At 45.7% G+C, this 25864-nt stretch carries 27 protein-coding genes; 11 read left to right on the top strand and 16 right to left on the bottom strand.

Features of this window, described 5'->3' with window-relative positions; genetic code table 11:
* Positions 1–54: 54 nt before the first annotated feature.
* From DMO16_RS16635 to DMO16_RS16595, 9 genes are all read right to left on the bottom strand, one after another.
* Complete coding sequence (locus DMO16_RS16635; protein ID WP_129478699.1) at positions 55–1017, bottom strand: L-threonine 3-dehydrogenase; 963 nt, start codon at positions 1015–1017, stop codon at positions 55–57.
* A gap of 33 nt (positions 1018–1050) precedes the next feature.
* Positions 1051–2244 carry a glycine C-acetyltransferase gene (locus DMO16_RS16630; RefSeq protein ID WP_061973229.1) on the bottom strand — a complete coding sequence of 398 codons (1194 nt, stop codon included), beginning with the start codon at positions 2242–2244 and terminating at the stop codon, positions 1051–1053.
* Between the two features lie 396 nt (positions 2245–2640).
* Positions 2641–3273 (bottom strand): response regulator transcription factor, encoded by a 633-nt coding sequence (locus DMO16_RS16625; RefSeq protein ID WP_061973226.1) that lies wholly within the window; start codon positions 3271–3273, stop codon positions 2641–2643.
* Entirely contained in the window at positions 3266–4309 is a 1044-nt protein-coding gene (locus DMO16_RS16620; RefSeq protein ID WP_129478697.1) for a sensor histidine kinase, read from the bottom strand. Before DMO16_RS16620 ends, DMO16_RS16625 begins: the two co-directional genes overlap by 8 nt.
* Entirely contained in the window at positions 4306–5037 is a 732-nt protein-coding gene (liaF, locus tag DMO16_RS16615) for a cell wall-active antibiotics response protein LiaF (protein WP_129478695.1), read from the bottom strand. The genes DMO16_RS16620 and liaF overlap by 4 nt, the downstream gene beginning before the upstream one ends.
* Positions 5038–5124: 87 nt before the next feature.
* Positions 5125–5769, bottom strand: a complete 645-nt coding sequence (locus DMO16_RS16610) for a PspA/IM30 family protein (RefSeq protein WP_129478693.1) — start codon at positions 5767–5769, stop codon at positions 5125–5127.
* Positions 5770–5787: 18 nt separating this feature from the next.
* Positions 5788–6132, bottom strand: coding sequence for a hypothetical protein (locus DMO16_RS16605; RefSeq protein WP_061973217.1), 345 nt, complete (start codon positions 6130–6132; stop codon positions 5788–5790).
* 293 nt (positions 6133–6425) lie between these two features.
* A complete protein-coding gene (locus DMO16_RS16600) occupies positions 6426–6734 on the bottom strand; it encodes a hypothetical protein (protein ID WP_129478692.1) in 309 nt (102 codons plus the stop codon).
* A gap of 32 nt (positions 6735–6766) precedes the next feature.
* On the bottom strand, positions 6767–7963 hold the full coding sequence (locus DMO16_RS16595; protein ID WP_061973212.1) for a ParM/StbA family protein: 1197 nt from the start codon (positions 7961–7963) through the stop codon (positions 6767–6769).
* A 502-nt stretch (positions 7964–8465) separates the two neighbouring features.
* Here DMO16_RS16595 and DMO16_RS16590 point away from each other — a divergent pair.
* From DMO16_RS16590 to DMO16_RS16580, 3 genes are all read left to right on the top strand, one after another.
* A complete protein-coding gene (locus DMO16_RS16590; RefSeq protein ID WP_061973210.1) occupies positions 8466–8645 on the top strand; it encodes a small acid-soluble spore protein H in 180 nt (59 codons plus the stop codon).
* Positions 8646–8766: 121 nt separating this feature from the next.
* Positions 8767–10422 (top strand): glycosyl hydrolase family 28-related protein, encoded by a 1656-nt coding sequence (locus DMO16_RS16585; protein ID WP_129478690.1) that lies wholly within the window; start codon positions 8767–8769, stop codon positions 10420–10422.
* Between the two features lie 134 nt (positions 10423–10556).
* The gene (locus DMO16_RS16580) at positions 10557–12449 is read left to right on the top strand and encodes a PhoX family protein (RefSeq protein ID WP_129478688.1); all 1893 of its coding nucleotides are present in this window, start codon (positions 10557–10559) and stop codon (positions 12447–12449) included.
* Between the two features lie 57 nt (positions 12450–12506).
* Here DMO16_RS16580 and DMO16_RS16575 read toward each other — a convergent pair whose 3' ends face one another.
* Complete coding sequence (locus DMO16_RS16575) at positions 12507–12989, bottom strand: hypothetical protein (protein WP_061973203.1); 483 nt, start codon at positions 12987–12989, stop codon at positions 12507–12509.
* Positions 12990–13155: 166 nt separating this feature from the next.
* Positions 13156–14223 carry a 23S rRNA (adenine(2503)-C(2))-methyltransferase RlmN gene (gene rlmN, locus DMO16_RS16570; protein WP_129478686.1) on the bottom strand — a complete coding sequence of 356 codons (1068 nt, stop codon included), beginning with the start codon at positions 14221–14223 and terminating at the stop codon, positions 13156–13158.
* A 285-nt stretch (positions 14224–14508) separates the two neighbouring features.
* Here rlmN and DMO16_RS16565 point away from each other — a divergent pair, with 285 nt between their 5' ends.
* Positions 14509–15351: a helix-turn-helix domain-containing protein gene (locus tag DMO16_RS16565; RefSeq protein ID WP_241840582.1), complete on the top strand. Its 843-nt coding sequence runs from the start codon at positions 14509–14511 to the stop codon at positions 15349–15351.
* A gap of 48 nt (positions 15352–15399) precedes the next feature.
* Positions 15400–15774 (top strand): VOC family protein, encoded by a 375-nt coding sequence (locus DMO16_RS16560; RefSeq protein WP_206738116.1) that lies wholly within the window; start codon positions 15400–15402, stop codon positions 15772–15774.
* 35 nt (positions 15775–15809) lie between these two features.
* Here the strand turns inward: DMO16_RS16560 and DMO16_RS16555 are convergent, their stop codons facing one another.
* Genes DMO16_RS16555 through DMO16_RS16540 form a run of 4 tightly spaced genes read right to left on the bottom strand, consistent with a single transcriptional unit; the run spans position 15810 to position 19986 of the window.
* Positions 15810–17186 (bottom strand): alpha-galactosidase, encoded by a 1377-nt coding sequence (locus DMO16_RS16555; RefSeq protein ID WP_129478681.1) that lies wholly within the window; start codon positions 17184–17186, stop codon positions 15810–15812.
* 1 nt (position 17187) lies between these two features.
* Entirely contained in the window at positions 17188–18102 is a 915-nt protein-coding gene (locus DMO16_RS16550) for an ROK family protein (RefSeq protein ID WP_061973193.1), read from the bottom strand.
* A gap of 5 nt (positions 18103–18107) precedes the next feature.
* Entirely contained in the window at positions 18108–18833 is a 726-nt protein-coding gene (locus DMO16_RS16545; RefSeq protein WP_129478679.1) for a 6-phosphogluconolactonase, read from the bottom strand.
* On the bottom strand, positions 18826–19986 hold the full coding sequence (locus DMO16_RS16540) for an ROK family protein (RefSeq protein WP_129478676.1): 1161 nt from the start codon (positions 19984–19986) through the stop codon (positions 18826–18828). The genes DMO16_RS16545 and DMO16_RS16540 overlap by 8 nt, the downstream gene beginning before the upstream one ends.
* A 240-nt stretch (positions 19987–20226) precedes the next feature.
* Between DMO16_RS16540 and DMO16_RS16535 the strand changes: the two genes are divergently transcribed.
* Together DMO16_RS16535 and DMO16_RS16530 are read left to right on the top strand one after the other, a co-directional pair.
* Positions 20227–21135: a Gfo/Idh/MocA family protein gene (locus DMO16_RS16535; protein ID WP_129478674.1), complete on the top strand. Its 909-nt coding sequence runs from the start codon at positions 20227–20229 to the stop codon at positions 21133–21135.
* Positions 21136–21320: 185 nt separating this feature from the next.
* Complete coding sequence (locus DMO16_RS16530; RefSeq protein ID WP_061973184.1) at positions 21321–21647, top strand: antibiotic biosynthesis monooxygenase family protein; 327 nt, start codon at positions 21321–21323, stop codon at positions 21645–21647.
* Between the two features lie 171 nt (positions 21648–21818).
* Here DMO16_RS16530 and DMO16_RS16525 read toward each other — a convergent pair whose 3' ends face one another.
* Entirely contained in the window at positions 21819–22244 is a 426-nt protein-coding gene (locus tag DMO16_RS16525; RefSeq protein WP_129478672.1) for a MarR family winged helix-turn-helix transcriptional regulator, read from the bottom strand.
* A 168-nt stretch (positions 22245–22412) separates the two neighbouring features.
* Here DMO16_RS16525 and DMO16_RS16520 point away from each other — a divergent pair, with 168 nt between their 5' ends.
* The 4 genes from DMO16_RS16520 to DMO16_RS16505 all read left to right on the top strand — a co-directional run bounded on the left by DMO16_RS16520 (position 22413) and on the right by DMO16_RS16505 (position 25821).
* Entirely contained in the window at positions 22413–22814 is a 402-nt protein-coding gene (locus DMO16_RS16520; RefSeq protein WP_129478670.1) for a CidA/LrgA family holin-like protein, read from the top strand.
* The gene (locus DMO16_RS16515; RefSeq protein WP_061973179.1) at positions 22787–23479 is read left to right on the top strand and encodes an LrgB family protein; all 693 of its coding nucleotides are present in this window, start codon (positions 22787–22789) and stop codon (positions 23477–23479) included. Before DMO16_RS16520 ends, DMO16_RS16515 begins: the two co-directional genes overlap by 28 nt.
* A 285-nt stretch (positions 23480–23764) precedes the next feature.
* Positions 23765–24613: an AhlS family quorum-quenching N-acyl homoserine lactonase gene (gene ahlS, locus DMO16_RS16510; RefSeq protein WP_129478668.1), complete on the top strand. Its 849-nt coding sequence runs from the start codon at positions 23765–23767 to the stop codon at positions 24611–24613.
* A gap of 26 nt (positions 24614–24639) precedes the next feature.
* Entirely contained in the window at positions 24640–25821 is a 1182-nt protein-coding gene (locus DMO16_RS16505; RefSeq protein ID WP_129478666.1) for an iron-containing alcohol dehydrogenase, read from the top strand.
* Positions 25822–25864 lie beyond the last annotated feature (43 nt).

Raw genomic sequence — 25864 nt, 5'->3', positions numbered from 1 at the left:
CTCCTTTCCGTTCTAAAAAAGGAAGCCAGTTCAGGCTTCCTTTTTCTTTAGTATTTAATTTGCCACTTTGTTGTTCAGCTTATCAGTAAGCTTTGACAGCATATCTGCTGTCATTTTATCTAAATTATAGTCTGTTTTAAAGCCCCATTCATTGGCAGCAGCAGATGAATCGATATGGTTGGGCCAGCTTTCGGCAATTGCCTGTCTGATTGGATCCACATCATAATCCATCCTAAAGGAAGGCATCTGCTTTTTGATAGATGCTGCGATTTGTTCCGGTTCGATGCTCATGGCCGACACATTAAACGAATTGCGGTGTATCAGCTTGGAAGGGTCTGCTTCCATCAGGTTGATGATCGCATTCAAGGCATCCGGCATATACATCATATCCATGTAGGTTTCTGCATCAATGAAAGAGGTATAGCTTCCTTTGCGTACCGCTTCGTAATAAATTTCGACCGCATAATCGGTTGTTCCGCCCCCAGGAGGCGTTACATATGAAATTAACCCAGGGAAACGAAGACCCCGTGTATCCAGTCCAAACTTGTGATAATAATAATCACAGAGCAGCTCGCCAGCTACTTTGTTGACTCCGTACATCGTGGTTGGACGCTGAATCGTATCCTGCGGTGTCTGGTCCTTCGGTGTAGACGGGCCAAAAGCGCCAATGGAGCTTGGCGTAAAGAACTGACAGTTCATTTCTTTGGCCACCTCCAACGCATTCACCAGTCCACCCATATTCAGGTTCCACGCGAGCAAAGGCTTTGCTTCTGCAGTGGCAGAGAGCAGGGCTGCAAGGTGGATCATGGTATCTGCCTGATGTTTTTTCATAATGCTTGCCATCGCTTGCGGATCGGTAACGTCCAGCACTTCAAATGGTCCCGAATGGACGACCGCGCTGTCGGTTTTTCGGATATCTGTCGCAATAACATTGTCATTTCCATATATGTTACGGGCATGCATGACCAGCTCTGAACCGATTTGGCCAAGCGCCCCTGTAATCAGAATCTTCTTCATCATCATTCCTCCAAATCTACGCCGGTTGTGCGATCAGGAGATAATCCCCATCTGCTTGCCGACTTTTGCGTAAATGGCAAGAGCTTGGTCGAGCATTTCCTTTGTATGGGCGGCAGTAGGCATATTTCTTACTCGGCCAGTCCCTCTTGGTACGGTAGGAAAAACAATGGACTTCGCATATACGCCTTCTTCGTTCAGCTTTTTACTGAATTCCTGCGTCTTGACTTCATCCCCAACGATTACCGGTGTAATAGGTGTTTCGCTGTTCCCAATATCAAAACCGAGCTTTTCAAGACCCTGTTTTAAGTATTTGCTGTTTTCCCAAAGACGTTCCTGCAGCTCTGTGCTGGAAGTCAGGATTTCGATGGCTTTTGTACAAGCGGCCACATCTCCTGGAGTAAGGGAGGTGGAGAATAGGAATGGACGGCTTCTGACTTTGAGCCAGTCGATTAAATCCTTCTTGCCGGCCACATATCCGCCGACCACACCAATTGCCTTTGAAAGTGTACCGATTTGGAAATCTACTCGGTCGGACAGCCCAAAGTGCTTTACCGTTCCTGCGCCATTGCCCAGCACGCCAGAACCGTGGGCATCATCCACATACGTAATCAGGTCAAATTCTTCTGCAATTTCAACGATTTCAGGCAGTTTGGCAATATCTCCGTCCATGGAGAAAACACCGTCCGTAATGACCATGATTTTGTTATATAAGCCGGATTCCTTGGCTTCCTTCGCTTTCGCACGAAGATCGTCCATGTCGGAATGGTTCACCCGGATAATCTTTGCTTTTGATAAACGGCAACCGTCGATAATGGAGGCATGATTTAATTCATCAGAAAGGATTGCGTCATTTTTATCCATGACAGCAGAGATGGCAGCCATGTTGCAGTTGAAACCGGACTGATAAGCGATCGCGGCTTCCGTATGTTTGAATTCCGCCAGCTTTTCTTCAAGCTTCAAATGAAGCTCCATCGTACCGTTGATCGTACGCACTGCCCCTGCACCAACACCATATTCTTCAATGGCCTCTTTGGCAGCCTTCTTCAGGCGCTCATCCGTCGCCAATCCAAGATAGTTGTTGGAAGAGAGGTTGATCAGTTCATTTCCGCCAACCTTGATGACCGGTCCGTTCGCACTTTGGAGCGGATCAATCACGTTATAAAGCCCTTTTTCTTTTAAATCTCCAAGGTTTTCTTGTAAAAATTGGTCCAGTACATGACTTGACATAATTTACTCTCCTTTCATGGATAAAAAAAATATGTTATGTGAGTCTGAACAAATGTACACGTGAGAAAGACACTTTTATTCAGAGTTTAGTCAGTGATGATAAGTATCTCGTTCTTAAATTATATTATCATATTTCGATTTTGTTTACATCATGTGGACAATATTCACACTTCTCTGTCTACTATTTTATTCCCCGTTTCTCAAGGATTTATCGGTGAATGCAAAAAACCGCCGGCATGAAGGTTATGCTGGCGGTGATATTTAAACCAAGCCTATTTTTTATTGTTACTCTTGAAAGGATGATCTCCGTTCCAAGGTGCTCGCTTTCCACTTCAATCAATTGCTCAAGGAAGTTTTAAAAATTCCTCAAAGCAAGCAAAACTAAAGAAAGCTCTACTATTTTACCAAATTATGCTTAAAAGCATAGATGACGGCCTGGGTGCGGTCTTGTACGTCGAGTTTGCTCAGGATGTTGCTTACGTGGACTTTTACGGTTTTCTGGGCGATGAAGAGGGCATCGGCGATTTCCTGGTTGGATTTCCCCTCTGTCATGAGGAAGAGGACTTCCAGCTCGCGGCTCGTGAGTTCCTCGTGCGGCTGCTGCTGGTTCCTTTGCCGCATGCGGTTCATCATTTTGCCTGTCACTTCGGGCTCAAGAACGGACTGGCCATAATATGTATTTCGAACCGCATCCGCAATCTCGCTGGCTTTGGAGGTTTTTAGCATATAGCTTACCGCACCGGCCTCAATGGCGGGATACACTTTTTCATCATCCAGAAAGCTGGTGACAATAATGATTTTGGCTTCGGGCCATTGTTCGATAATCTTTTTGGTTGCCTCAATGCCATCCATTTCATTCATAACAAGATCCATCAAGATCACATCCGGACGCAGCTCAAGAGCCAGCTCTACGGCCTTTTTTCCATTTTCCGCCTCACCGACCACGGTCAGGTCCTGCTGGGCGGAAAGGTAGGATGAAACACCGATCCTCACCATTTCATGATCATCCGCAAACAATACTTTAATCATTTTGATCCTCCTCCATCGAAATTACGGGTACTTTAACTTCCAGTCGGGTCCCTTTGTCGGGCAGACTCACCACTTTTAACGTACCGCCAATTTCCAGCGCCCGTTCCTGCATATTTTGCAAACCATATGAGCCTGCTTTATTTTCATCAAGTGCAAACCCAACGCCATTGTCGGACACCCGTAAAATAATCAGGCCTTCCCGCTCGATCAGCAAAATCTCCAACGAGGTGGCTTTTGCGTGCCTTAATGTATTGGAAACCGACTCCTGCAAAATCCGGAACAGATGGTCTTCCACACCTTTATCCAAACGCATGTCTTCAATTTTTTCATGAATGTCAATCGGTACTTTTTGAGTCAGTTCATCGAGCAGCTCTTTAATTCCTTCCTGCAATGACTTTCCTTTCAAAGCGGCAGGGCGAAGATGGAGCAATAAGGCTCTCATCTCCAGCTGGGACTGATGGATCATCTGCTCCACCAAATTGAGCTGACGGTTTTCGGGTGCATCCGGATCTTTGGATTCATTAATGGCGGACATCAGCATAGAGGCGGCAAACAGCTGCTGGCTGACGGAATCATGCAGTTCCCTTGCCAAACGGTGCCGCTCTCTTGAGATCATTTCCTGAATGACTTTTTCCTGGTCTTCCGCTTTCTCATTCGCCAGCTTCTGGGATGCCCTTGCCTGCTCCGCAGCATGGCGCTGAACATTTTTCATTCTTTTCCAGAGCGCATCCACTTCCGTGCCCTCGGACACCACCGGAAGATAGATGGGTCTGCCGTTCTCGATTTCCCGCAATCCTTCTTCCACCTGCTTCAGCTGCCGGCGTGCAGTAATGCCCTGAAACAAACCAAAAAAACCGCCAATAACAAGGCTCAAGGCAGGAACAACCACTATAAACGGCAGGCTGAACAGATGCTGCTCCCATAAATAAGAGACATCAGGCAGGGGAAACGCCATAAACACCGTAATAAAGATCACCAACATAACGACAAAAGCGATGGCAAGGGACATGACGACACTGCGCATTAACATACTCATGTCCGCTTCACCTCTAAATCCCCAACCGCCAACGTCGTGATGATCTTAATCCGCTGTGACGCTTCATAGTAGTTATCCGTATGGTAGGAAAAAAGCTGATTAAACACTTTCGGTTCATGGATATCAAAAATGGTCGCGTTGCCTGCAAACACTGAGTGATGGACGCTGACGGCCACTTCGTACGGAACGAAAATTTTGATATTGCCGACAATGTTTCGAACCGTGATTACTGACTCGCCCTCAGGGAGGACCGTATTGCTGAGATCAATGACCGTGTCGCCGATTCCGCATTGAATATTAATATCTTCCCACTCGTACACATGGTCCGGGGTTTGCTGAGGTCCGTACACAATGTTTTTAAATAAATTTTTCTTTTTAAAGAGTGACTCGGACAGCCTGGAATCCGGTTCTCTGATTTCCGGCTTAATCCATGCCGGCCGTTTTTTGTTCTGGTACACCTGGATCAGCAGATAAATGAGAATAGCAACAAGCACAAATTTGAATGCCATCATATTCAGCAATGTAACTGCTGCTCCAAACCATCCTCCCCAATAGAGGAGCTTCCCGAATGTCCGAGTCCTTCTTTTCCCTCCAACATAGATGCAGCCTGCCATAACGGCAAAAATGAAAATCAGTTCGCCGCCGCGAAAAATAAGTTCAAGAATAAGAAGAAATAGACCGATCAATAGCAGCCAGCTGATTAAATCTGTTTTCTTACCGCTAAACATGGTGCACCCCCTTCTCTCTCAGTCTCCGGCTCCTAAATATTCCTAAAAGGCGCAGAGCTCTACGCCTTTTAGAATACCATTTTTATCTTAGGAAATCGTAGGTTTTTCTTTATTTTCCCATTGTTTTTCAAGCTGGGCAAAACGCTCATCGATCGTGTTGCGGTGATAGTCGGAATTGACTTGATGCTCAAGCCGCTCAAGATAACGCTCCATTTCATCGAAACGCAGCCCCGGCTTAGCGCCTGCACTCGCATCAAGCACCTTGTTCATGCCCCGGTTTGCCCGGGCAATATTCTCACGGCCCATTAATTCCATGCGCTTCACATACATATCCTTTAATTTATGCTTCATTTGCTCAAACTTTTGCTCCAAATTTTGAAGCTCGCGTGCCGCTTCTTCTCTTGATTGATTCAGCCGGGCTGCACGTTCCTCGTATTGCTGCTGTTCAGCCACTGCAAATTCATACAGCTCGCTTTCACCGGCTTGAAGTGCCAAATCCGCCTGCCGCTTTCGTTTTTCTGCGTGGGCCTTTGCTTCCCGATGTTCTTTTGTAAATTCCTCAGTCAGCGTATATTGGCGTTCCACCAGCTTTCTGACCCGGTCCGCTGCCTGCTCGCACTGCCGTAAATATTGGTTGAGCAGGGCAATCGGGTTTTTCTGTTCTTTTTGATCCAGCATTTCATGAAAATCCGCCGCAATAGAATTCTTGATTCTTGTAAACAATGTACTCATTAATCCTCTCTCCTTTTGTTAGTTTCTGTTCATTTCTGCCCATTGTTTTTCAAAGTTTACAAATGGGTCACTGTCATCGTTCGAATCCTGTTTTTTCCCGCTCCAGCTCTTATACACCACGTATAGTACATAAACTGCTGCAATTCCCAGCAATGCCGGAATATTGGATATAGCGGAGCACGCCGCGATTATGCCGATTACGGCCCAGATTACTTTCTTAGATGTCGTTTCCGCCTTCATGAAGCCCTTGACGGCAAAATATAGAATCACCAGCCCGATCGCGAGGCCGATCATCGGTCCGAGGTTCGCCAGCAGGATAACCGCCGCAATGCCTCCGAGTAAAAACAAACCAAATTTTTTCATTTGTTGTTTCCTCCTTTCTTAACTCTAGCTTACCTTCTGGTGAATTTTCCTATAATGTACTCCAGCTATATTTCTGCTAAGACTTGAGGCGTATTTTCATAGAGAACAGGGGAGAGGGGGGATTTTTGAGGGTGATGAGAGTCTGTTTGCGGGCAAGTTCTGGGATATTTCGGGCAACTATACGAAGTTTCCGGGCAACCTTGCCGAAAAATCGGTACGACAGACAAATCCGCAAAAAAAAAGCCGGCTCAGGAGTATATCTCCCAAGCCGGCTTTCAAGTTCAGTATTCTTATTATGTCCAGGACTCAATATCGTCCTCGTCGATTTCTTCCTCATCATCGGTGACATTATCATACTCCGGTGAATGCTTCGGATCTTCCTGCACCATACCCTGGTCTTCATCCCCAAAGGCAAAGCCCCGGTCAGCAGGCACATGCTGCTGGAGGTTTCGCACACCGTTGGCTTTAATTTCATTTTCGACGAGATAGCGGATGGAATCCATCAGGTTCGTTTGTGAGTTGATCCAGTCAATAATGGCGGGGGCTTCATTTTTTTTCGTCTTCAATGAAATATTATCGCCTGGCTTTTTTTGTTTCTTCATCATTACACCCCCTTACCATTTAAAATTAAAACTTAAACCGGCTGTTTCGCACGGTCTTTGATCGCACCGTAGATTTTGCCGCGTACAAACGCATCCAGTCCGTTTGCATTCATCGTCACTGCATATTTTGCAGGGATGTAAAGAAGCTGGATTTCGCGTTCTTCACAAAGTTCCTTCAGCATCGGAGCAAGGATCGGCTGCATAAGAATGCTTCCGCCGCCATATACGCAGATCAAATCGATTTCGTTTCTGGCCTTTGTCAATTGCTTGCGGATATTGTTGATGATTTGGCGCGCTTGTCCTTCAAGCGGTCTTTTCAACGTGTTCATCGCACGCGCATGATATTTGTGGTTCGGGTTTTTGATCACGTCACTGAAAAATTGACGCGGGCTGTCCGGAAGGTGAATCAGACGGTTAAACTCGCTGAGCGCTTCCTCGATCGCATACCCTGCACCGTGGTTGGTACCGTGCACGAACTGGCGCAAGAATTTATTTCCTTCAGTAATTGGGTACTCGGTAGAACCGTCCCCAATATCCGTGTGTAGGATTCGCTTGTTTTTAAAGAAGCTTCCGTTAAAGTTATTCGGAAGATCATTTTCTTCAACAAAAGCATCAAAAATATCGCCTTTTCTCCAGTTGCCATCTGCATCCTTTTGAAGAGAGAAAGTTACTGGAGTTGCTTCAGGAATAACTTTTACAAACTCAAATTCCACCTTTACAGCTACACGCTGTTTACCCACATGAACAGTTACGTGGTGCGGGCCATTCATGAAGCGCTTTTCAAATTTTGCTGCAGATTCGTCGGAATGCTGGGTAATGGGAAGTGCAGTTGCCATATCGGCCGATACATCGATGGATGCAGGCAGCTTCTTTTCTTCTGCAAATCCTTTTTGAACCGCCACAGCTGCAATTTGAGCAAGCGTATTCACGACTGGAAGGTCAATCTCGTATTTGTAGTCCACACCCACCTGGATGTTTTCAATCAGCTCGCCGCTCTCAAGCGCGAACTTGCCCACATAGTACATACCCGCACGTGCAGCAGGAGAATCAATCGTTACAATCAGGTTTTCCTGAAGGTTGCGTACGATCGTTTCAGGAGCCTGCTCTTCGCTCCAAGGCAGCTGGTCCACTGCGCAATTGACGTTCGGCTGTTGAAACAAACGTCCATCAATATAAATATCATGCTCGCTGTTTCCGTTGTCATTACCTACTAAAAAATGATATTGCATAGTATCTATTCCTCCTAATATTTTATCTAAAACTACCTGGTGGCACAAGGTATTACTCAGCCATACGTTAAAATATGTATGCTGTTAAAGAAGAGAGTCTGAAATAATAGTGGCTGAAGTTCTACTATATAGAACTTCGAACGATTTGAATAGATTCCGACACTCCTCTACTTAATAATATTTGACAATTTTAGAGTAACACCTTCTATTTTAAAGAAATACCCCGCTCAGAAGTTTCTGAATATTTTCTTGGAAAAACTCCCTCACTTCATTTGCCTCTTTTTTGTGGTAAAGTAATTTTTTAGGTTTACAGGCGGGAAAACAGGCTTAACCGGAGTAACCGTCGTCATCCTGTTTGTTATCGCCGCGTTTTTCGGACCGCTTGTCTGCGTGTTCGCCGTGCTGTTTTTATATCAGCTGATCTTTTTGGCACAATAAATTCATCTCGTATAAAAAACCTCCTCCCCGGCCATAGTAAGGACGAAAAAGGAGGTTTTTTTAAATGAACAAGCAACGCGCACAAGAAATTGCGTCTTCTCCTGTGATGGCAAACGTGACCTTAGATGGCGTGCCAGTATATATCCAGCATGTCGACGAACAAGGAGAAACCGCCCGCATCTATCCGCTCGGGCAACCAGAAAACGAACAGCAGGTTTCACTGGGCAGCTTAACTGAGCATTAATCCCCCTTCACCTGAAGGGGTTTTCTTATGCCTTTAGAAGGAATGGCGATTCATTTGGAGAAAAAAACGGGAATAGAAGGTACAGGAAAGATAATATCGTTTGAGCTGAGGTGAAGCATGCATGCTGACATTAGATAAAAAACATAATCCACTGGAAAACAAGGAGCTGATTGCCTCCTATTTCAGCCAAAAACAGAACCTGAAAAACGTGATCGGACAGACAGACACTCTTTTTCAGGAACTGAAACCCTTGCCTGCCGTGCTGCATTCCTCGTTATTCTCGTTTAAAAAATTGCTGCACAGCTTTCCGCGAATACTGCTGTCGACGTCATGGCACAAACATCTCGAAGACATGCCAATGGTCGAGACCGATGGGCATCACACGATTTTTCCCTCATGGAAAAAGGAACTCGATCAGGAGTTTAGCAGACTTCAAAAAGAGATTACCCGGGAGGTTAATGTCAAAGAGTTTGGCGCAGCGGGCGATGGAGTAACCGATGATACGGAAGCGTTCAAAAAAGCGATCGGCCATGGAAAGGTAAAAGTTATTGTGCCTGAAGGCATGTTTATCACAAAAGGCATCCGGCTTCCTTCATGGACGATGTTGGTTGGATCCGGTAAAGGAACAACCGTAATCAAGCTTCATGACCGCGCACCCAGAAGCCGGCAGCTGCTCACCAATTCGGGGCGATGGAGAGGCAACCACCATGTTTTTGTCCAGGGTATGAGTCTGGATTGGAACGTCGAACGATTAGGTCCCAATAAACGGACAGCATCCGGAAACAATCAATCAAGCTGTCTTACCTTTGCACACGTCACCTACGGCTGGGTGAAGGATGTCGAAGGAATCAACCCGGGACTGCACTGTTTTGATGTGTCCTCTGCGGTTTACACGTATTTTGGGGATGGCACAAGGGCCAGAAGGAGCAGCCGGTACATCTGGCTCGATCAGTTAAATGGGTACGGCTTTGGGGATGATGGAATTACCACCCATCATAGCGATAATATTCTAATTTCAAACTGCCATATGTGTGATCCAAGCGGCCGGGCGCACAAAGAAGGATTTTCAAATTCCAACGGGATCGAGGTCGATGATGGCTCCAGGAACGTCACCCTCGTGAACAATTCAACAACCCGCTGCTTCGGCGGTGTGGAAATCAAAGCTCATTATAATTCGGCAGCCGCAAGCAACACACAGATTATCGGGCACCTGTCCATTCATGACAACCGCTCATATAACTTCAGGCATATCGGCCATCACATCGAAACCGATCCAGAGTCGATGACCGCCTATAATATAAAAGCGAGCCATATTGTCGCGGTGGCTCCCATAAGAACGCCTTTATACAAGGATTCCACGCCAAGGGCGATGGTCATTTCTGCCTACAGAAATGTGGTGATCAATCACTTTACCGTCGTTGGAGACCCTGACTACGATTACCGCGGAGAGCCGGTCATTGCCGTGCAATACCGTTCGAGGAATATTATATTAAACGGGCTGGACATCAAGCATTTTAAAACCGCAGGGGAAGACATCAAAGTATTTGGCGGTGGCAATGGGGCAGATGCTGTAGAGATCCGCAACGTGACCATTCAGGATTCAGCACCTACCGCTCTGCATATCGGGCCCGGAATCCAGCAAATCAAGATTAGTAACGTTCAGGCCGTGTGCGAGAAAGGGAGAGAGGGACTGGTGGCCAGACAATCAGAGCCAAAAATATCGGAATTTCATGCCTTAGGCTACAAGACACCCATTGCGGTAGGAAATCAGACCTGAAGACAACTGCTATGTCTATGATTTGTCATAATTTATTTACGTTAAATCAACAATCACCCCCTTTTTCTTCATATCTCCTTAACAGTAAAGTGGTTTAATGAGTACGAATCACACTCGTTAGGGAGGAAATAACCATGAAAAAGGGCATTACTTTCGGATTATCATTAGCAATCATGGCCTCAAGCGCCATTCCTGCTTTCGCTGCACATAACCATCAAGACAAGCAAAAACATAATCAAATCAAGAACATCGAGTTTACATCAATGAACGCTCCCAGCTCCATCGAAAACATGGTCAAAACCTATACAGACGCTAAAGTAAAAATTACTTATAAAAATGGTGAAGTGAAAGAAATGCCTCTAGACTACAACCAGCTCTTCTTATCAAAGGATAAAATTGTAGACAACAAAGGCGAAAAGATACCAGCCGGCACTCCAATAGACGCAAAAGGTAACCCAATCATTGACCGCAGCGTACCGGACAAGCCGTCTTATTACATTTCTGATGCACCCGATTCCAACAGCTTCATCACCATTGCTGGAAAAGACTATATCATCTCTCACTATGAGTATGATTCAATGGACAATTCCGGAAAACAGATTAGCGGCCTTCCTGCGTCCATGACATTGACACAAGTAGACCGGGATAAGAAGACCGGCAAGCTTACCGTAAATCATGCAAAAAAGATTGATTTTTCTAATGTAAACGGACTATGGACACCATGTAATGGATCAACAACAGAATGGGGAACTCATCTCGGATCTGAAGAATATGAACCGGATGCAAGAGCATTTGAAGATCCAGCTTCCTCTTCCTACCGTGACGTCACCAACTTTGCCAAACAGTATTTTGGTGATGCATCCAAAGCCAATCCTTATTTTTACGGATGGATTCCTGAGATTTCCGTACATCCAAATGGTAAGGCATCGGTTGTAAAGCATTATAGTACAGGCCGGTTCTCTCATGAGATCATGCAGGTGCTTCCAGACCAAAAGACCGCACTTTTCGGAGATGACGGCTCAAATACCATGATGTTTATGTATGTTGCTGATAAAAAGCGTGACTTCTCTGCAGGCACACTTTATGCTGCAAAATTCAAGCAGACTTCAACGGCCAGCGGTGGAGCAGGAGATCTGCAGTGGATTAAGCTGGGCTACTCTACGGATAAAGAAGTAAAGAGAATCATCGACAAAGGCACCAAGTTCAGCGATATCTTTGAAACATCAGACAAGCTTGCACCCGGCTTTAAGGCCGTTAAAACCGCAGCAAGCAAAAAAGTGGAGTACCTGAAAGTGAAGCCGGGCATGGAAAAAGCAGCTGCATTCCTGGAATCCCGCCGATATGGTGCACTGCTTGGGGCAACCTCCGAATTCAACAAAATGGAAGGCATCGCAGTAAATAAAGCGGACAACAAAGCCTATATTGCCATCTCCTATGAAAACAACAGTATGAAAAAAGAAGAAATCGACGGGGTTCAGGATGATATCCAGCTTCCGGTCATTGACTCAGGTGTTACCTTTGAACTGGATTTGAATCCTGGTGAAAAAGATCATAAAAAAGGACAAATTGACAGCAAGTATGTGCCTTCGAGCATGAATGGCCTGTTGGCCGGTGAAGATTATCCTAAAGCGGATACCTATGGAAATACAGCGAATCCAAATAAAGTAGCCAACCCTGACAACTTGAGCTTTTCTGACGACATGAACACCCTGTTCATTGGTGAAGACAGCGCACACCATACGAATAACTTTGTTTGGGCCTACAATGTGAAAACAAAGAAACTATCAAGAATCTTATCTGTACCTGTTGGAGCAGAAGCCACCGGCTTACGTGCAGTGGACAACGTGAAGAACTCACGATATGTTCTCAGCAACTTCCAGCACCCAGGTGAGGATTTGGAAGGAAAACAGATTACAGCAGTAGATAAGACGAAGCTTGAAGAAGCGATGAAAAAAGGAATCGGCATTCAGGAAACTGGCGGTGTCGGTTATATCTCCGGTCTTCCGTCTGGCCAACTTAAAAAATAAATAAAAACACCCCCTATACGTTGGATTTATACGTCCGGTGTATAGGGGGGTTTTTTGTTAACCGACGGGTACATGCTGGTCTTCAATCATCTTTTTGCAGGCTTGATAACATTCCTCCACGTGGGAGTTTCCAAGATATTTCATCGCTCCAAAGCTGATGCCGGCCGCCACCGCCTGTCCCACCAAAGGTACAAACTTCGAAATCTGCTTAACCGCAATCTTCTTCCCAGCCTTCTTTAACAGAAGACCGATCATTTTCTTCGTAATCACCTTACCGGCAAACTCGCTTCCCATCGAGGTAAGAACCACAATGACTTTTCCCTTCAGCGTGGCATCCAGTTTTTCAATCTGATTGGGTGCCAGGCCAAATTTTTCATTGATCGTAGGGAGCAGCTCCATCATGATCGTAATATCGGCCCCAACATCCATGCCGGGAATGGGAACGATTGAAGCAGCAGCCGAAGCAGATGCCCGCTTGTTCACTAGCGCTCTACACTCTTTGCGAATTTCCTCTAGTTCTTCTATCGTTCTGGGAATCATATGATTTCTCCTTTAAATGTATTCAGGGGATAATGCTGTTATTATACCCTTTCCCCCTCGACCGTTAACCTGCTCAGTGTAGCTGCCGAATTCCCTACCGGCAGAATGGTATAGAGTTATCACAAAAGATAAAAAAAGGCTGAAACCAAATTCAGCCTTTAAATCCTTATTGTGCTTTTTCTTTCTTGATCTGCTTGCTTCGCAGCTGGCCGCATGCCGCATCGATATCGGTGCCGTGCTCCTGGCGGATTTTACAGTTGATGCCGCGCTTTTTCAGCGTATCGTAAAAAGCCAGAACGGAAGCCTGTTCGCTTCGCTGGTATTGGCCATGCTCATCCACCGGGTTGTAGGGAATAAGATTCACATATACTTTCTGTTTTTTATCGTGAAACAGATCGGCAAGCTCTTCTGCTTCTTTCTGATGGTCATTCACATCCCGCAGCAGAATGTACTCGATCGTAATCCGGCGGTTGGTGGTTGTAATATAATAATCGACGGCTTCCATTAATGGCTCAAGCGGAATCGCCTTGTTAATCTTCATGATCCGTGTGCGCAGCTCGTTGTTGGGAGCATGCAGCGACAATGCAAGGTTCACATTAAGCCCCGTATCGGCAAACTCACGAATTTTTTTCGCCAGCCCGCTGGTAGATACCGTAATGCGGCGGGAGCCGATCGCAAGTCCTTTAGGATCGATTACCACGTTAATAAAATCGATCATATTTTCAAAGTTGTCAAACGGCTCACCGATCCCCATGACCACAATATGGCTTACTCTCTCGTCCTTTTTGCGCTCATCGAGGTGCAGCTGGACATTCATGATCTGCTCCACGATTTCCCCGCTGGATAGGTCTCTGCTTTTCTTCAGCAGACCGCTTGCACAGAAGCTGCATCCGATGTTGCAGCCAACCTGGGTGGTAACGCAAACCGACAATCCATATTTATGCTTCATCAGCACCGTTTCAATCAAATTGCCGTCCTGCAATTTAAACAAGAATTTGACCGTTCCGTCTTCTGATTCCTGTTTGACGTGCTGCTGCATCGTCTGAAACGAAAAGCGCTCGGACAAAAGCTTCACACATTCTTCTTTTACACCGGACATTTCCGTAAATGAAGCCACGCGTTTTCGATATAACTGCTCCCACACCTGGGCCGCATGAAATCGCTTGATGCCGCGCTCAAGCAGCCAGGCAGAAAGCTGTTCGAATGTTAATCCATAAATGGATTCCTTCATCATGTTGTTACCCTCTTTTCAGATTCTATATTGAACTGCCACCGGGACAGACAAGGTCTTAATTTTCAATTGTTATCTTAACATACAATAACAGGCATTGAGGAGTTTCGCTACTCCCAGTATGAGCAACTTTGACACTTCTATATCTTCCCCCTTTCCACAAAAATGGAAACCCGGTCAGTGATTTGGTGTATCGCCCTCCGATATGCCCGATATTTCAATGGATATCTTTATACCTGACCTTCATGAGGATATAATGTAAACAGGACAAATCCCATGGAGAAATGTATGCTGAATTACGTTCTGAATGCAAAAAGCAACCAGTTTTACTATGAAGGAAAAGGGCAGCTTTCCATTAAAACCTTTCGAAACGGCCGGGCGCACTACAAGACGAACTCCGGCTTTTTTGCGGTGGAGGAAGACAGCTACCTGCTCCTGAACGCGGGTGATTATGCTATTTCCATTGAGGAAGAAACAGAGATAGAGTCCTTCTGTTTATTTTTCACCGATGAACTTGCGGGTGAAGTGATGAGGACATTATCCGAAGCCGAACACAGCCTGCTCGATGATCCCTTCAAAACGACAAGTTCTGCAGGTTTTTTTGAAAAAACCTACCCTATCTCTGCGGATCTTTCCCAACAAATCGACTATTTCCGGGGAAATATGTCACTCCAAAGTGCCACTTGGCAAGAAGAGCAGTTTCATACCATTATGGAGCATATTATCACGGAGCAATGCCATCTCCAGAATGAAATCATTGCGCTGCCTGCATTAAAACGATCAACGAGAGAAGAAGTCTACCGAAGAGTTAGTGTGGCTCACGAATACATCCGTGCCTTTTTTCATCTGCCGCTTACACTTAAGGAAATCTCCCATATCGCTTGTCTCTCTCCAAACCATCTCATCAAAAACTATACCGCTGTGTATGGCTGCACGCCCCATCAGCACATTACCGCTTACCGTGTACAAAAGGCGATACAACTGCTGAAACAGCCGGAAATAAGCATGACCCGGATCGCCTTTGAGCTGGGCTTTGAAACACCGGCTTCTTTTAGCAAAATGTTTAAGCAGCAAACTGGATGTTCCCCTCTTTCATACCGAAAAAAAGTGATTTTGGATAAGAAAGATTAAGCGGCATCCGGTATGCTGATGAAGAATACAAATAAAGGAGAGATGATAATGGAAGCAGTCATACATAAAGTAGGTCAAATCGGAGTCCCAGTAAACGACTTAAAACGTGCCATTACCTTTTACCAGGAAAAATTGAGATTGAATCTATTATTCCAAACGGGCAATATGGCATTTTTCGAGTGCAATGGCCTGCGGTTATTGCTTGATTTACCTGAAAACGAAGCCTCTGCGCATCCAAGCTCAGTCATTTACTTTCAGGTCGAGGATATTCAAAAAGCACATCAAGAGATGGCCGGCCGCGGAGTATCATTCATCAGCGCACCCCATCTCATTGCGAGAATGGGACAACGGGAAACGTGGATGGCCTTCTTTACGGATACAGAAGGAAACACCCATGCTTTAATGAGCGAGCTTGATGTCTAGAGCTGAAAAAAGATACCCAGGTGAGGATATCTTCTTTATTTCCACTCTAACTCTGGCAAAATATCTTTCTGCAATTCACAAATTTCGTCGATCATGGCACATGCCTGATAATAAGCTGGGGCCTGAGGATCCAACAATATTGCCTGCAGCAGTTTGGTTTTGGATTGTTCCAAATAGGCTTCAAGCAACAGTTTATGAATGCTTCCCTGAATATTGATGGTTCCGAGTATGGCCGTTGGCAGTTCAATCTCCATCGGCTTAAGCGAGATTCCGTTTCCGTTCACAATGGCTTGAGTCTCCACCACCATGTCATCCGGAAGTCCTTTGATTGCTCCTTTATTGGGCATGTTCGCCGCATTGATCTGGATTTCTTCATCAAAGTAGATGGCTTCAATGATTGGAATGGCATATTCGTTACTCTTGTTAACATTATTTTTATCAAACGAGTACGCTTGTTCCGCCCAATCTTCTTGTGTGGTCGTGTCGTCAAATAACCCTTTATCCAAAGAATTCCCGCTGGCAGAATACACAAATTCCGGTACTTCAGAACCTTTCTGCCACAGCTTTTCCCGGATCGGATCATAGCGGAATTGAAGAGAGAGGCCTGCGTAAAAGTCTTCAGCGTATGAAACGTATTCGCCGCAATGATTCGTTCCCGGATACGGATAATATCCGTACGTACGGTACATCGTTCGTGATAACGCATAATGATCAAAATGAGCCAGGCGATTGGCCGATTTTTCTTTTTCATGGAACAAAGGATAAAGGTCCTCTCCTGTTTCCTTGTCCCATATTTTTGTAAAAAAGCCGAAGTGGTTCAATCCTCCGCCCTCAACGCCGATAGAGCTTGCCGGGATTTCCAGAAAGCTTGCCAGCTGATCGATTCCCATATCGAGCCCATGACAAAGTCCGACAATCTTAATGGACGTTAATTTGGAGATGGCTTCCACCAATTTCGCTTCCGGATTGGTGTAGTTGATAAACCAAGCTTCCGGGCATATTTTTTCCATCGTCCGTGCAATATGAAGCATCGGGCCCAGGTTTCTTAAGGTGTGGTACATGGAGCCGGGACCGCCATTTTCTCCGTAGATCTGCTTGCTTCCATAACGGCGGGGGATGTGGAAGTCCTGAGACCAGTAAAAGTACCGGTTTACTTCAATGGCAACGATTACAAAATCAGCGTCAGTTAACGCTTCTTCGAGATTTGTGGTTCTGGACAATTCACCAGGATGTGAGAACGCTGAAAACATCTCTGACGCGTATTGATACGTCCGGTTAACATTCTCTTGTTCAATATCCATTAAGGCGACTTCCAAATGATCCGCCTTTTTCAGCTTTTCGGATAAAGCAATATCGTTTAGCGCGCCAAGTGCGAACGACACACTTCCAGCTCCAATTAAAGCAACTTTCATGTTATATCTCTCCTTCAGATTGATGGATGGCCAGAAAGCCTGCTCCGATGACTCCTGCGTCAGAGCTGTATTGGTTGATGACGATATTGATCTTGTCTCTCAGGTTTTTGAAAACTTTTTTCCTGGTGCCTTCCGCGACCATCTCGATCAGCCATGGATTATGATGGATAACCGCTCCTCCTAAAACAAAAATTTCGGGATCAATGGTCTGAATGAGGGAGGCAATGGCATTTGAGAAGTGCTCAATCCATAAATCAATGACCTTTTTCGCTTCTTCGTCATTCTTTTGATACCGTTCAAAAAGCAGGGCAGAAGTAGCATCTTCGCCGTACAGCCTCTTGCTTTCTTCTTCGAGGGCAAGACCGCTGCATAATGATTCCAGTGAGCCGTCGTACAGGCTCGGATGGTTTTTTTTCTGGCTGGAAACAATCATGCTTCCAATTTCACCGGCATATCCGTGTGAGCCTCTGAGAATTTTGTTATCAATGATGATTCCGCTGCCCACACCGGTGCTTACCGTGATGTACATTGCATTTCGACATCCTTTTGCCGCGCCGTAATGAGCCTCAAGCAGCGCAACCATGTTCACATCGTTATCAATGAACACCTGGTAACCGGGAAAATAAGACCGAAGGGTATCCACACTTACTTCTTCCAGCCACGGAATATTGGTCGCATCCACGATTTTCTCCGCCTCGTCCGGCCAGGGAACCGGAAGGCCAATGCCGATCTTTTTTGCCGTACGATCCGGATCAACTTTCTTGATCATGTCTAGAATCGATTTGAAGATTTCATCTGGTTTCTTGTATTCAGTTGTCAAGGCGGTTTCTTTCCTGGTTAGAGACAGACCGTTTTCCACGAGGCCTACACGTATATTCGTACCGCCGACATCAATGCCGATCACACTCTCATTCATGTTTTTTATCCCTCGACTTTTTGTGTAATGTGCTTTGCCGCCTCCGTATCCAAGTAAAAATCAATATGGTCATGGTGAAGCAATTCCTGGGCAGGCAGCTTAGCTTCCGGATGGTTAAAGATCTCTTTTACAATGTCTGCTTTGTGTCTGCCGGTAATGGCTACAATGACTTTTTTGCTTTGGATCACCTGTTTTAATCCAAGAGTGATTCCATTTGTCAAAGCAGCAGGCTCGTCAAAATACTTTTGTGCCGTGGTTTTTGTTTCATTTGAAAGATCGACAACACTGCTATGATCCCGCACCGGCGTTCCTGGTTCGTTTAATCCGATATGCCCGTTCATTCCCACGCCCATTAAGCTGAATGTTATGGGATGCTGCTCGATATAAGCATCGATTTTTTCACATTCCTGCTGCAAGTCAGGACTCATCCCATCATAAAAAAGGATTTGGTGTGACTGGATGCCAGCTGGAGAAAATAAATCCCTTTGCAGCATTTGATAGCAGCTTCCCGTCGAGTGTTTTTCAATGCCCACCCATTCATCGAGACTGACGATCCGGAGTTTCCTGATATCCTCCGTGTTCGCCTGTACAGCAAACCTCTTGTAGCTTTTCTGCGGTGTGCTTCCAGAAGCGAGGCAAAAAACCGGATAAGCCTCTTCTTTCAGGCCTGCTGCCATTGCTTCGGCGATCGCCTCTGCCACCTGTTCTTCTTTTTCAAAGATTTTAAGCATGTTTTTCACCTCCGGCTGCTTTTTCAGCAGATATAACCGTTCCCATTTCACGCTGCAGTGAAAGAATTCCCGCTCCCAGAGCAGACATGTGCTCGGCAGCACTGAACGAAATCGTTGGATCCCAGTCCATATACTGCCCGACATTCTTTTTGATCCCGTCCAGGAGATCGTCCGAAAACAAAGCCATCGTTTTACCGCTGATAATGATTCGGTCCACATCCAGGACACTGATAATATTGGTGATCACCAGTGCGACCTTTTTGGCCAGATATTTTTGGCAAGCTTCCCTTTCTTGCGGATTGCTCAGATCAAACGTTTTTACAATTGCACTAAGACCGAGCTTCCCTTCGAGCCAGCCGACTGAGGTAGGCGTCTTTTTAAAATCTTCATCAAAGCATAGATACTCAAGCTCACCCGCTCTTGAATTAAACCCTCTATGAAGCTGCTTATTCAGGATCAATCCGGCGCCAATCCCTTCACCAAACGAGATATGTATCAAATCGGCGGGCATCTCATCAAACGCTTCAAGATTGCGGAATTCTGCCACGGTGGAGGCATTCACATCATTTTCAAGAAGTATAGGATAAGAGACACTGCCTTTCAGCCTTTCAACAATCTCCTCGAAATGAAAATCCTCTTCCTGATCTTCCACGGTTTTCATCCTGATGGTTTTGCTTCTTGTATTAATGGCACCAGCCACACCGATGCCAATTCCAAGCACCACACTGCAGGTTTTCTTTGCTTCCTCCTCCATGACCGCTACGATTTCATTAAAAATTCGGGCAAAATCCTCATGGTAGAAGGGAAGGTCGGTATGAAAGGTGCGGGAAGCGATGATCTGGTTCTTTAAATTCACAAGTAGGCCCGTCACAGCCTGGCCAATGATCTCCAGCCCAATGGTGAAATAGCTGTTTTCATTGAACTTGTACACCGTTCGTTTCCGGCCCAGCCCGCCCATTCCCTCGCGGCTTTCTCCGGTTTCCTTTAAAATGCCGATTTCAGTAAAATAATTCACGATTTTACTGACCGTCACAAAACTCATCGCCGTTTTTTCTGTGATTTCCACCTTGGCCAGTTCCGGATGGTGAAGAAGGATATCGAAAATGATTTTTCTGTTTTCATCCTTTATATCGTTAGGTAAATAAGATTTCATCCATAACCTCTCATTTCTAATTTAAGAACATTAATTAATAACCTTTAATAATTAAACAAAAATAAAAGACCTAATTTTCAGATCATTCGATTAAATAATAAGGGACGGCTGCTTACACTGTCAATACAAATTTTGGATAGCACCTGATACGTGAGGGAAGAGGTTTGCCTGTATACGTGTTACCTTTAACTGGAACGGTGTTAAAAAAGCGACTTACATACTGAAGATGAGGTGAAAAAGATGAAAGTAGGAATCATTGGACTTGGAGATATTGCCCGTAAAGCCTATATGCCGGTGCTGACCCAAAAGGAAGGCATCGAGCTTGTTCTATGTACAAGAAATGAAGACACCCTTCAGCAGCTGGCGAGCCAGTATAGAATCGCCGAAACTGCCCGCACGATAGATGAGCTGCTTGCAAAAGAGATTACTGCCGCGTTTGTGAGTGCAGCAACCGATGCGCATCTTGAGATCGCCGAACAGCTGCTGCAAAACGGAATTCATACGTACATCGATAAGCCGGTATCCCTTCATTTACAGGAAACAGAACGGGTCGTCCAGCTTGCCAAAGAAAATGACGTAATTGCCATGATCGGATTCAACCGCCGGTTTGTTCCAAGAGTCTGCGAGTTGAAAGGCCATGGGAAAGCCAACCTGATTTTGATGCAAAAAAACCGGTTCTCATCCCCTGACTACACCCGCCGCTTTATCATTGATGATTTTATCCATGTGGTGGACACGCTTCGTTTCTTAATGGGAACCGAGGTGCAAGATGTGAACGTTCAGCATCAAAAAAAGGATGACCAACTCCAGTTCGTGATCATCCAGCTGATTGGGGATGGCTGTAAGGCGATGGGAATCATGAACCGAAACGGCGGTGTGACCGAGGAGATCATTGAATACCATACCGGCCATCACAAATATGTCGTCAACAGTTTGGTAGAGACCACTCATTATCACAATAAAGACATTCAAACGGCCAAATTCGGCGATTGGGAACCCACCCTCTACAAGCGCGGCTTCTATCAGATCACCGATCATTTTCTGAACTGCGTCCGTCAGAATCGACAGCCCGATCCGTCATTGGAGGACTCACTCCTTACCCATGAGATTTGCGAGCGAATCGTTAACTTAATTGAAGAAAAACGGTAAAAGAAGAACCGGAGACCTGAGTGTCTCCGGTTTTAGTTTGCAGGATAAATATAGAACAAAAAGGACAATAAGAAACCTCTATAGAAAATATAGTAAGGAAAAAAACTGTTCTTATTCCACAAACGGGCCGGTTAATGGAAGAAGGAGTATCTATTTTAAAATCAACATATTGGGAGGGACTGAACTTGAGTAGATTGGCTAAAACTCATCAACCACCTTACTATGCGGTTATATTTTCATCACAACGAACTGAGATTGACAAAGGTTATGAGAAAATGGCCGAAAAAATGGTTGAGCTAGCATCTCAACAGAAAGGTTTCTTAGGTGTAGAAAGTTCCCACGATGGGGGACTGGGAATTACTGTTTCCTACTGGGAATCTTTAGATGCTATAAAGCAGTGGAAGGAACATTCAGCACATCAAGTTGCACAGAATAGAGGTAAAAAGGAATGGTACAAAAACTTTGCACTAAGAGTATGCAAAGTAGAAAGAGATAACTTTTTTGAGATGTAAAATATTGGCTTTCTTCAGCTATCGCGCAATTATTGAAGAAGATCCCTGCTTTTTTATTGCTGATTCATGCTGTTCTTTAATTTTTGTACTCCAAAAGCGAACCTGTTACTTCATCCTTTGCAACCCAATTTTCAGTCTCCCTTTCCCTCTATATTTACCTGATACCATCAGTCAAAAAACGTCATTCATCCGCTCAAGGAGTTCCCCAAACAACTCCTTCTCTTCGTTCGTCCAGGTTTCGAGCATGTTTTGATACCGGGCGAGCCTCGTTTTTTTATCCGCTTTCAATTTCTCGCGGCCCAATTCGGTTATGGTAAAGAGACTCACCCTTCCATCCGATGGATCGGAGGAACGCTCAATCAGTCCTTTTCCCTCCAATGCTCCTGCCTGGCGTGAGAGGGTGGATATATCAAGTTTAAAGGACTCTGCCAGCTTTTTGACCCGCGCAGGTCCGAACTCGTCCAGCTGCCTCAAGATCAAATACGAAGCTCTCTCCAGATTTCCTATTTTATTTTCCGAGTTATCAATGTATACCGCCCGCCGGATAAAGGTGGTCAGTTCATATTCAATTCGCTCAACTGCATTCTTGTTGTTCAAAGCCCATCACTCCTGCACAAGCTTATAGCCCAATTTCATTGACATTTGCCTATATGCTTGTATAATACAAATATATAATTGTATCGTACAAGTAATTACGAAAAATGTAAAGAGCTATCCTAGTCAGACAGAAAGGAGGGAGTTGTTCTTATTAGAACAGCACCTTTTGTGAAAGCTATACGAATTATTCTGCAGATCACTATTCTTTACACGTTTTCCCTAATTGGAGAATGGGTTCATAACCTGCTTCATCTTCCGGTATCGGGGAGCATCGTGGGACTGATCCTTATGCTGATCTGCTTAACCTTTAAAATAGTTCCGGTCAAGATTGTGGAAGACGGAGCAAGTTTTTTATTGTCATTTCTTCCTCTTTTATTTATCCCCGCAATGACGGGTGTTATGAATTACCCGGCACTATTTTCAGGCAAAGGCCTGGTTCTGCTGCTGATTGTCGTGCTGAGCACCATTGTCACAATGGTCTCTGCAGGAATTGCCAGCCAACTGCTCGAGAAAAACGCCAACAAGGGAAAGGAGAATGACGAGTGCAACAAGCAAGTATCGCAATCCTGATTATTTTGCTTACCATTGCGGTGTATATCGCAATGACAAAACTATATGTACGCTTCTCCTATCCGATTCTCATACCCGTGCTGACCACCACCGTGGCAATCATCCTGCTGTTGTTGGCCTTTCATGTTTCCTATGATCAGTACATGATCGGCGGGAAGTGGATTAATTCCCTTCTGGGGCCAGCAGTGGTCGCCTTGGCATATCCGCTATATAACCAGCGCAAAATTCTGGTCAAGTACAGCCTGCCTATCATCGGAGGCGTATTTGCGGGTTTGTTCTCAGGCATGATCAGCGGTCTTCTCTTTGCTGAAGTATTCGGCATCGACCGGGATTTGATCCTATCCATTGTGCCTAAGTCGATTACAACTCCGGTTGCCATTCAGATCGCCACTGGTATCGGCGGTGTCCCTTCCATGACCGTTGTTTTCGTCATGATCGCCGGATTCTCCGGTGTTATTTTAGGGCCAAAAATTATGAAATGGGTTCGCATCCGAAGCTATCTTGGAAAAGGTATTGCCTTTGGGAGCGCCTCTCACGCCCTTGGGACGTCAAAAGCATTTGAGTACGGTGAACTGACTGTATCCATGAGTTCGGTATCGATGACGCTTTGCGCCCTTCTTGGTTCGGTATTCGGTCCGATCGTCGTATGGATTTTTCACGTATAAGAAAAGCCGTCCGGATTTCCGGGCGGCTTTTTTCTGCTCTGATTAGGTTTACTCACCATTTTAGTGTCATTACTCACGGAAATCTGTACATTACTCACCATTTTTAATCAGTTACTCACCTAACGCATCATTTTCACCAAAATAAAAATTATGCGAAATAGGTATAGGTGAATCGTGCTAAAAACTGCTTCATTTCAGGACACAAAGTTACTGAATGGTGAAAAAGGGGAATGTAAAGAATGCTGTTTTGCAAGCGTTTTACTAAACAAATGGGGAGGAAATTCAATGGCAAATGTGATCAAACCCAATCCAAAGCTTTATGTAATGGATAACGGAAGGATGCAGATGGACAAAAACTGGATGATTGCGATGCACAATCCGGCCACGGCGGACAATCCGAATGCGCCTGCTGAGTTTGTCGAGTTCCCGGTGTATACCGTGCTGATCGACCATCCCGAAGGCAAAATCCTGTTTGATACGGCCTGCAATCCGGAATCAATGGGTGCCGAAGGACGATGGGGAAAAGCGACTCAATCCTTGTTCCCGATCAACATGGGAGAACAATGCTACCTGCACAACCGGCTAGAGGAATTAAACGTACGGCCACAAGACATTAAATACGTTGTGGCGTCTCACCTCCACCTCGACCACGCCGGATGCCTTGAGCTGTTTACGAATGCCACGATCATCGTCCATGAGGATGAACTGAGCGGCGCGCTGCAAGCTTATGCCCGAAATGAAAAGGAAGGCGCCTACATATGGGGAGATATTGATGCCTGGATCAAAAACAATCTGCAATGGAAAACGATCAAGCGAAATGAAGATCAGATTCATCTGGCAGAAGGAATCAGTCTCCTCAACTTTGGAAGCGGACACGCCTGGGGCATGCTTGGCCTGCAAATCAACATGCCGGAAACCGGCGGCATTATCCTGGCTTCAGACGCTATTTATACAGCTGAGAGCTTCGGCCCGCCTGTAAAGCCTCCGGGCATTATCTATGACTCCCTCGGCTATTTGAATGCCGTGGAAAAAATCCGACGTCTCGCCGATCAAACCAACTCTCAGGTCTGGTTTGGTCATGATGCCAATCAATTTAAAACCTTCCGCAAATCAACGGAAGGCTATTACGAGTAAAAGGAGAAGAAGGAGGACAACGAAGAATGAATGCAGCAAAGCTGGTGTTTACACCATTAAGTTATATTGGCTGGGGAGCGTTAAAGGAACTGCTGCCCGAGGTTGAAAAATACGGTCCGAAAAAGATTCTTGTGGTTACGGATCCGATGCTCGCCAAAATTGGATTGACCGACAAGATCACCGGTCCGCTTGAGGAACAGGGCTATTCTGTCACCCTGTACACGGAGGTCGTTCCGGAGCCGCCTGTTGAAGTGGGAGAAAAGCTCGTGTCCTTCACCCGGGAAGGCGGATTTGACATGGTGATCGGGGTTGGCGGAGGAAGTGCACTGGATTTGACCAAGCTTGCTTCGGTTCTCGCTGTTCACGAAGGTCCTGTTACGGATTATTTGAATTTAACAGGCACACGAGCGGTTGAAAGAAAAGGCCTGCCAAAGATTCTGATTCCAACCACCTCCGGAACCGGTTCAGAAGTCACCAACATCTCCGTACTGTCACTTGAAACGACAAAGGACGTGGTCACCCATGATAACCTGCTTGCCGATGTAGCGATCATTGATCCTGCACTGACCCTGTCCGTACCGCCAAAAGTAACGGCAGCGACTGGCATTGATGCACTGACACATGCGGTGGAAGCCTACATTTCCGTCAACGCGTGCCCTACGACAGACGGGTTAGCTCTGCAGGCGATCCGCCTGATCGCACGATCCCTTCGCCGCGCTGTTGAGAACGGCAACGATGAACAGGCCCGGATTGACTTGAGCAACGGAAGCTATATCGCCGGTCTTGCCTTTTTTAATGCCGGTGTGGCCGGTGTTCATGCGCTTGCCTATCCGCTCGGCGGCCAATTCCACATTTCTCACGGCGAGTCCAATGCCGTACTGCTGCCGTATGTGATGGGCTATATCCGAAAAAGCTGCGTCACACGCATGGGAGATATCTTAAATGCGCTTGGCGGCAACTCTGCCTTCCTTTCCGATGAAGAGGCATCTTACCGTTGCGTCGAGGAACTGAAGCGCCTGGTCAATGATGTGGGCATTCCCAATACACTCTCAGGTTTTGATGTTCCCGAATCTGCCCTCGAGAGCCTAACACAGGACGGTGTGAAACAAAAAAGAATCCTTGCCCGAAGCCCTCTCCCGCTGCTCGAAGACGATATCCGGAACATTTACCGATCTGCCTTTGAAGGTGCAGTAATAGAGCCCCAGTAACACTTTGTAAAACCTAAGAAGCCTGGAGAATGTCAGGCTTCTT

This window comes from Fictibacillus sp. S7, from assembly GCF_004127935.1.
Lineage (GTDB): Bacteria > Bacillota > Bacilli > Bacillales > Fictibacillaceae > Fictibacillus_C > Fictibacillus_C enclensis.
Note: the sequence above shows the minus strand (reverse complement) of the source record. Positions and strands in the feature narration are given on the sequence as shown.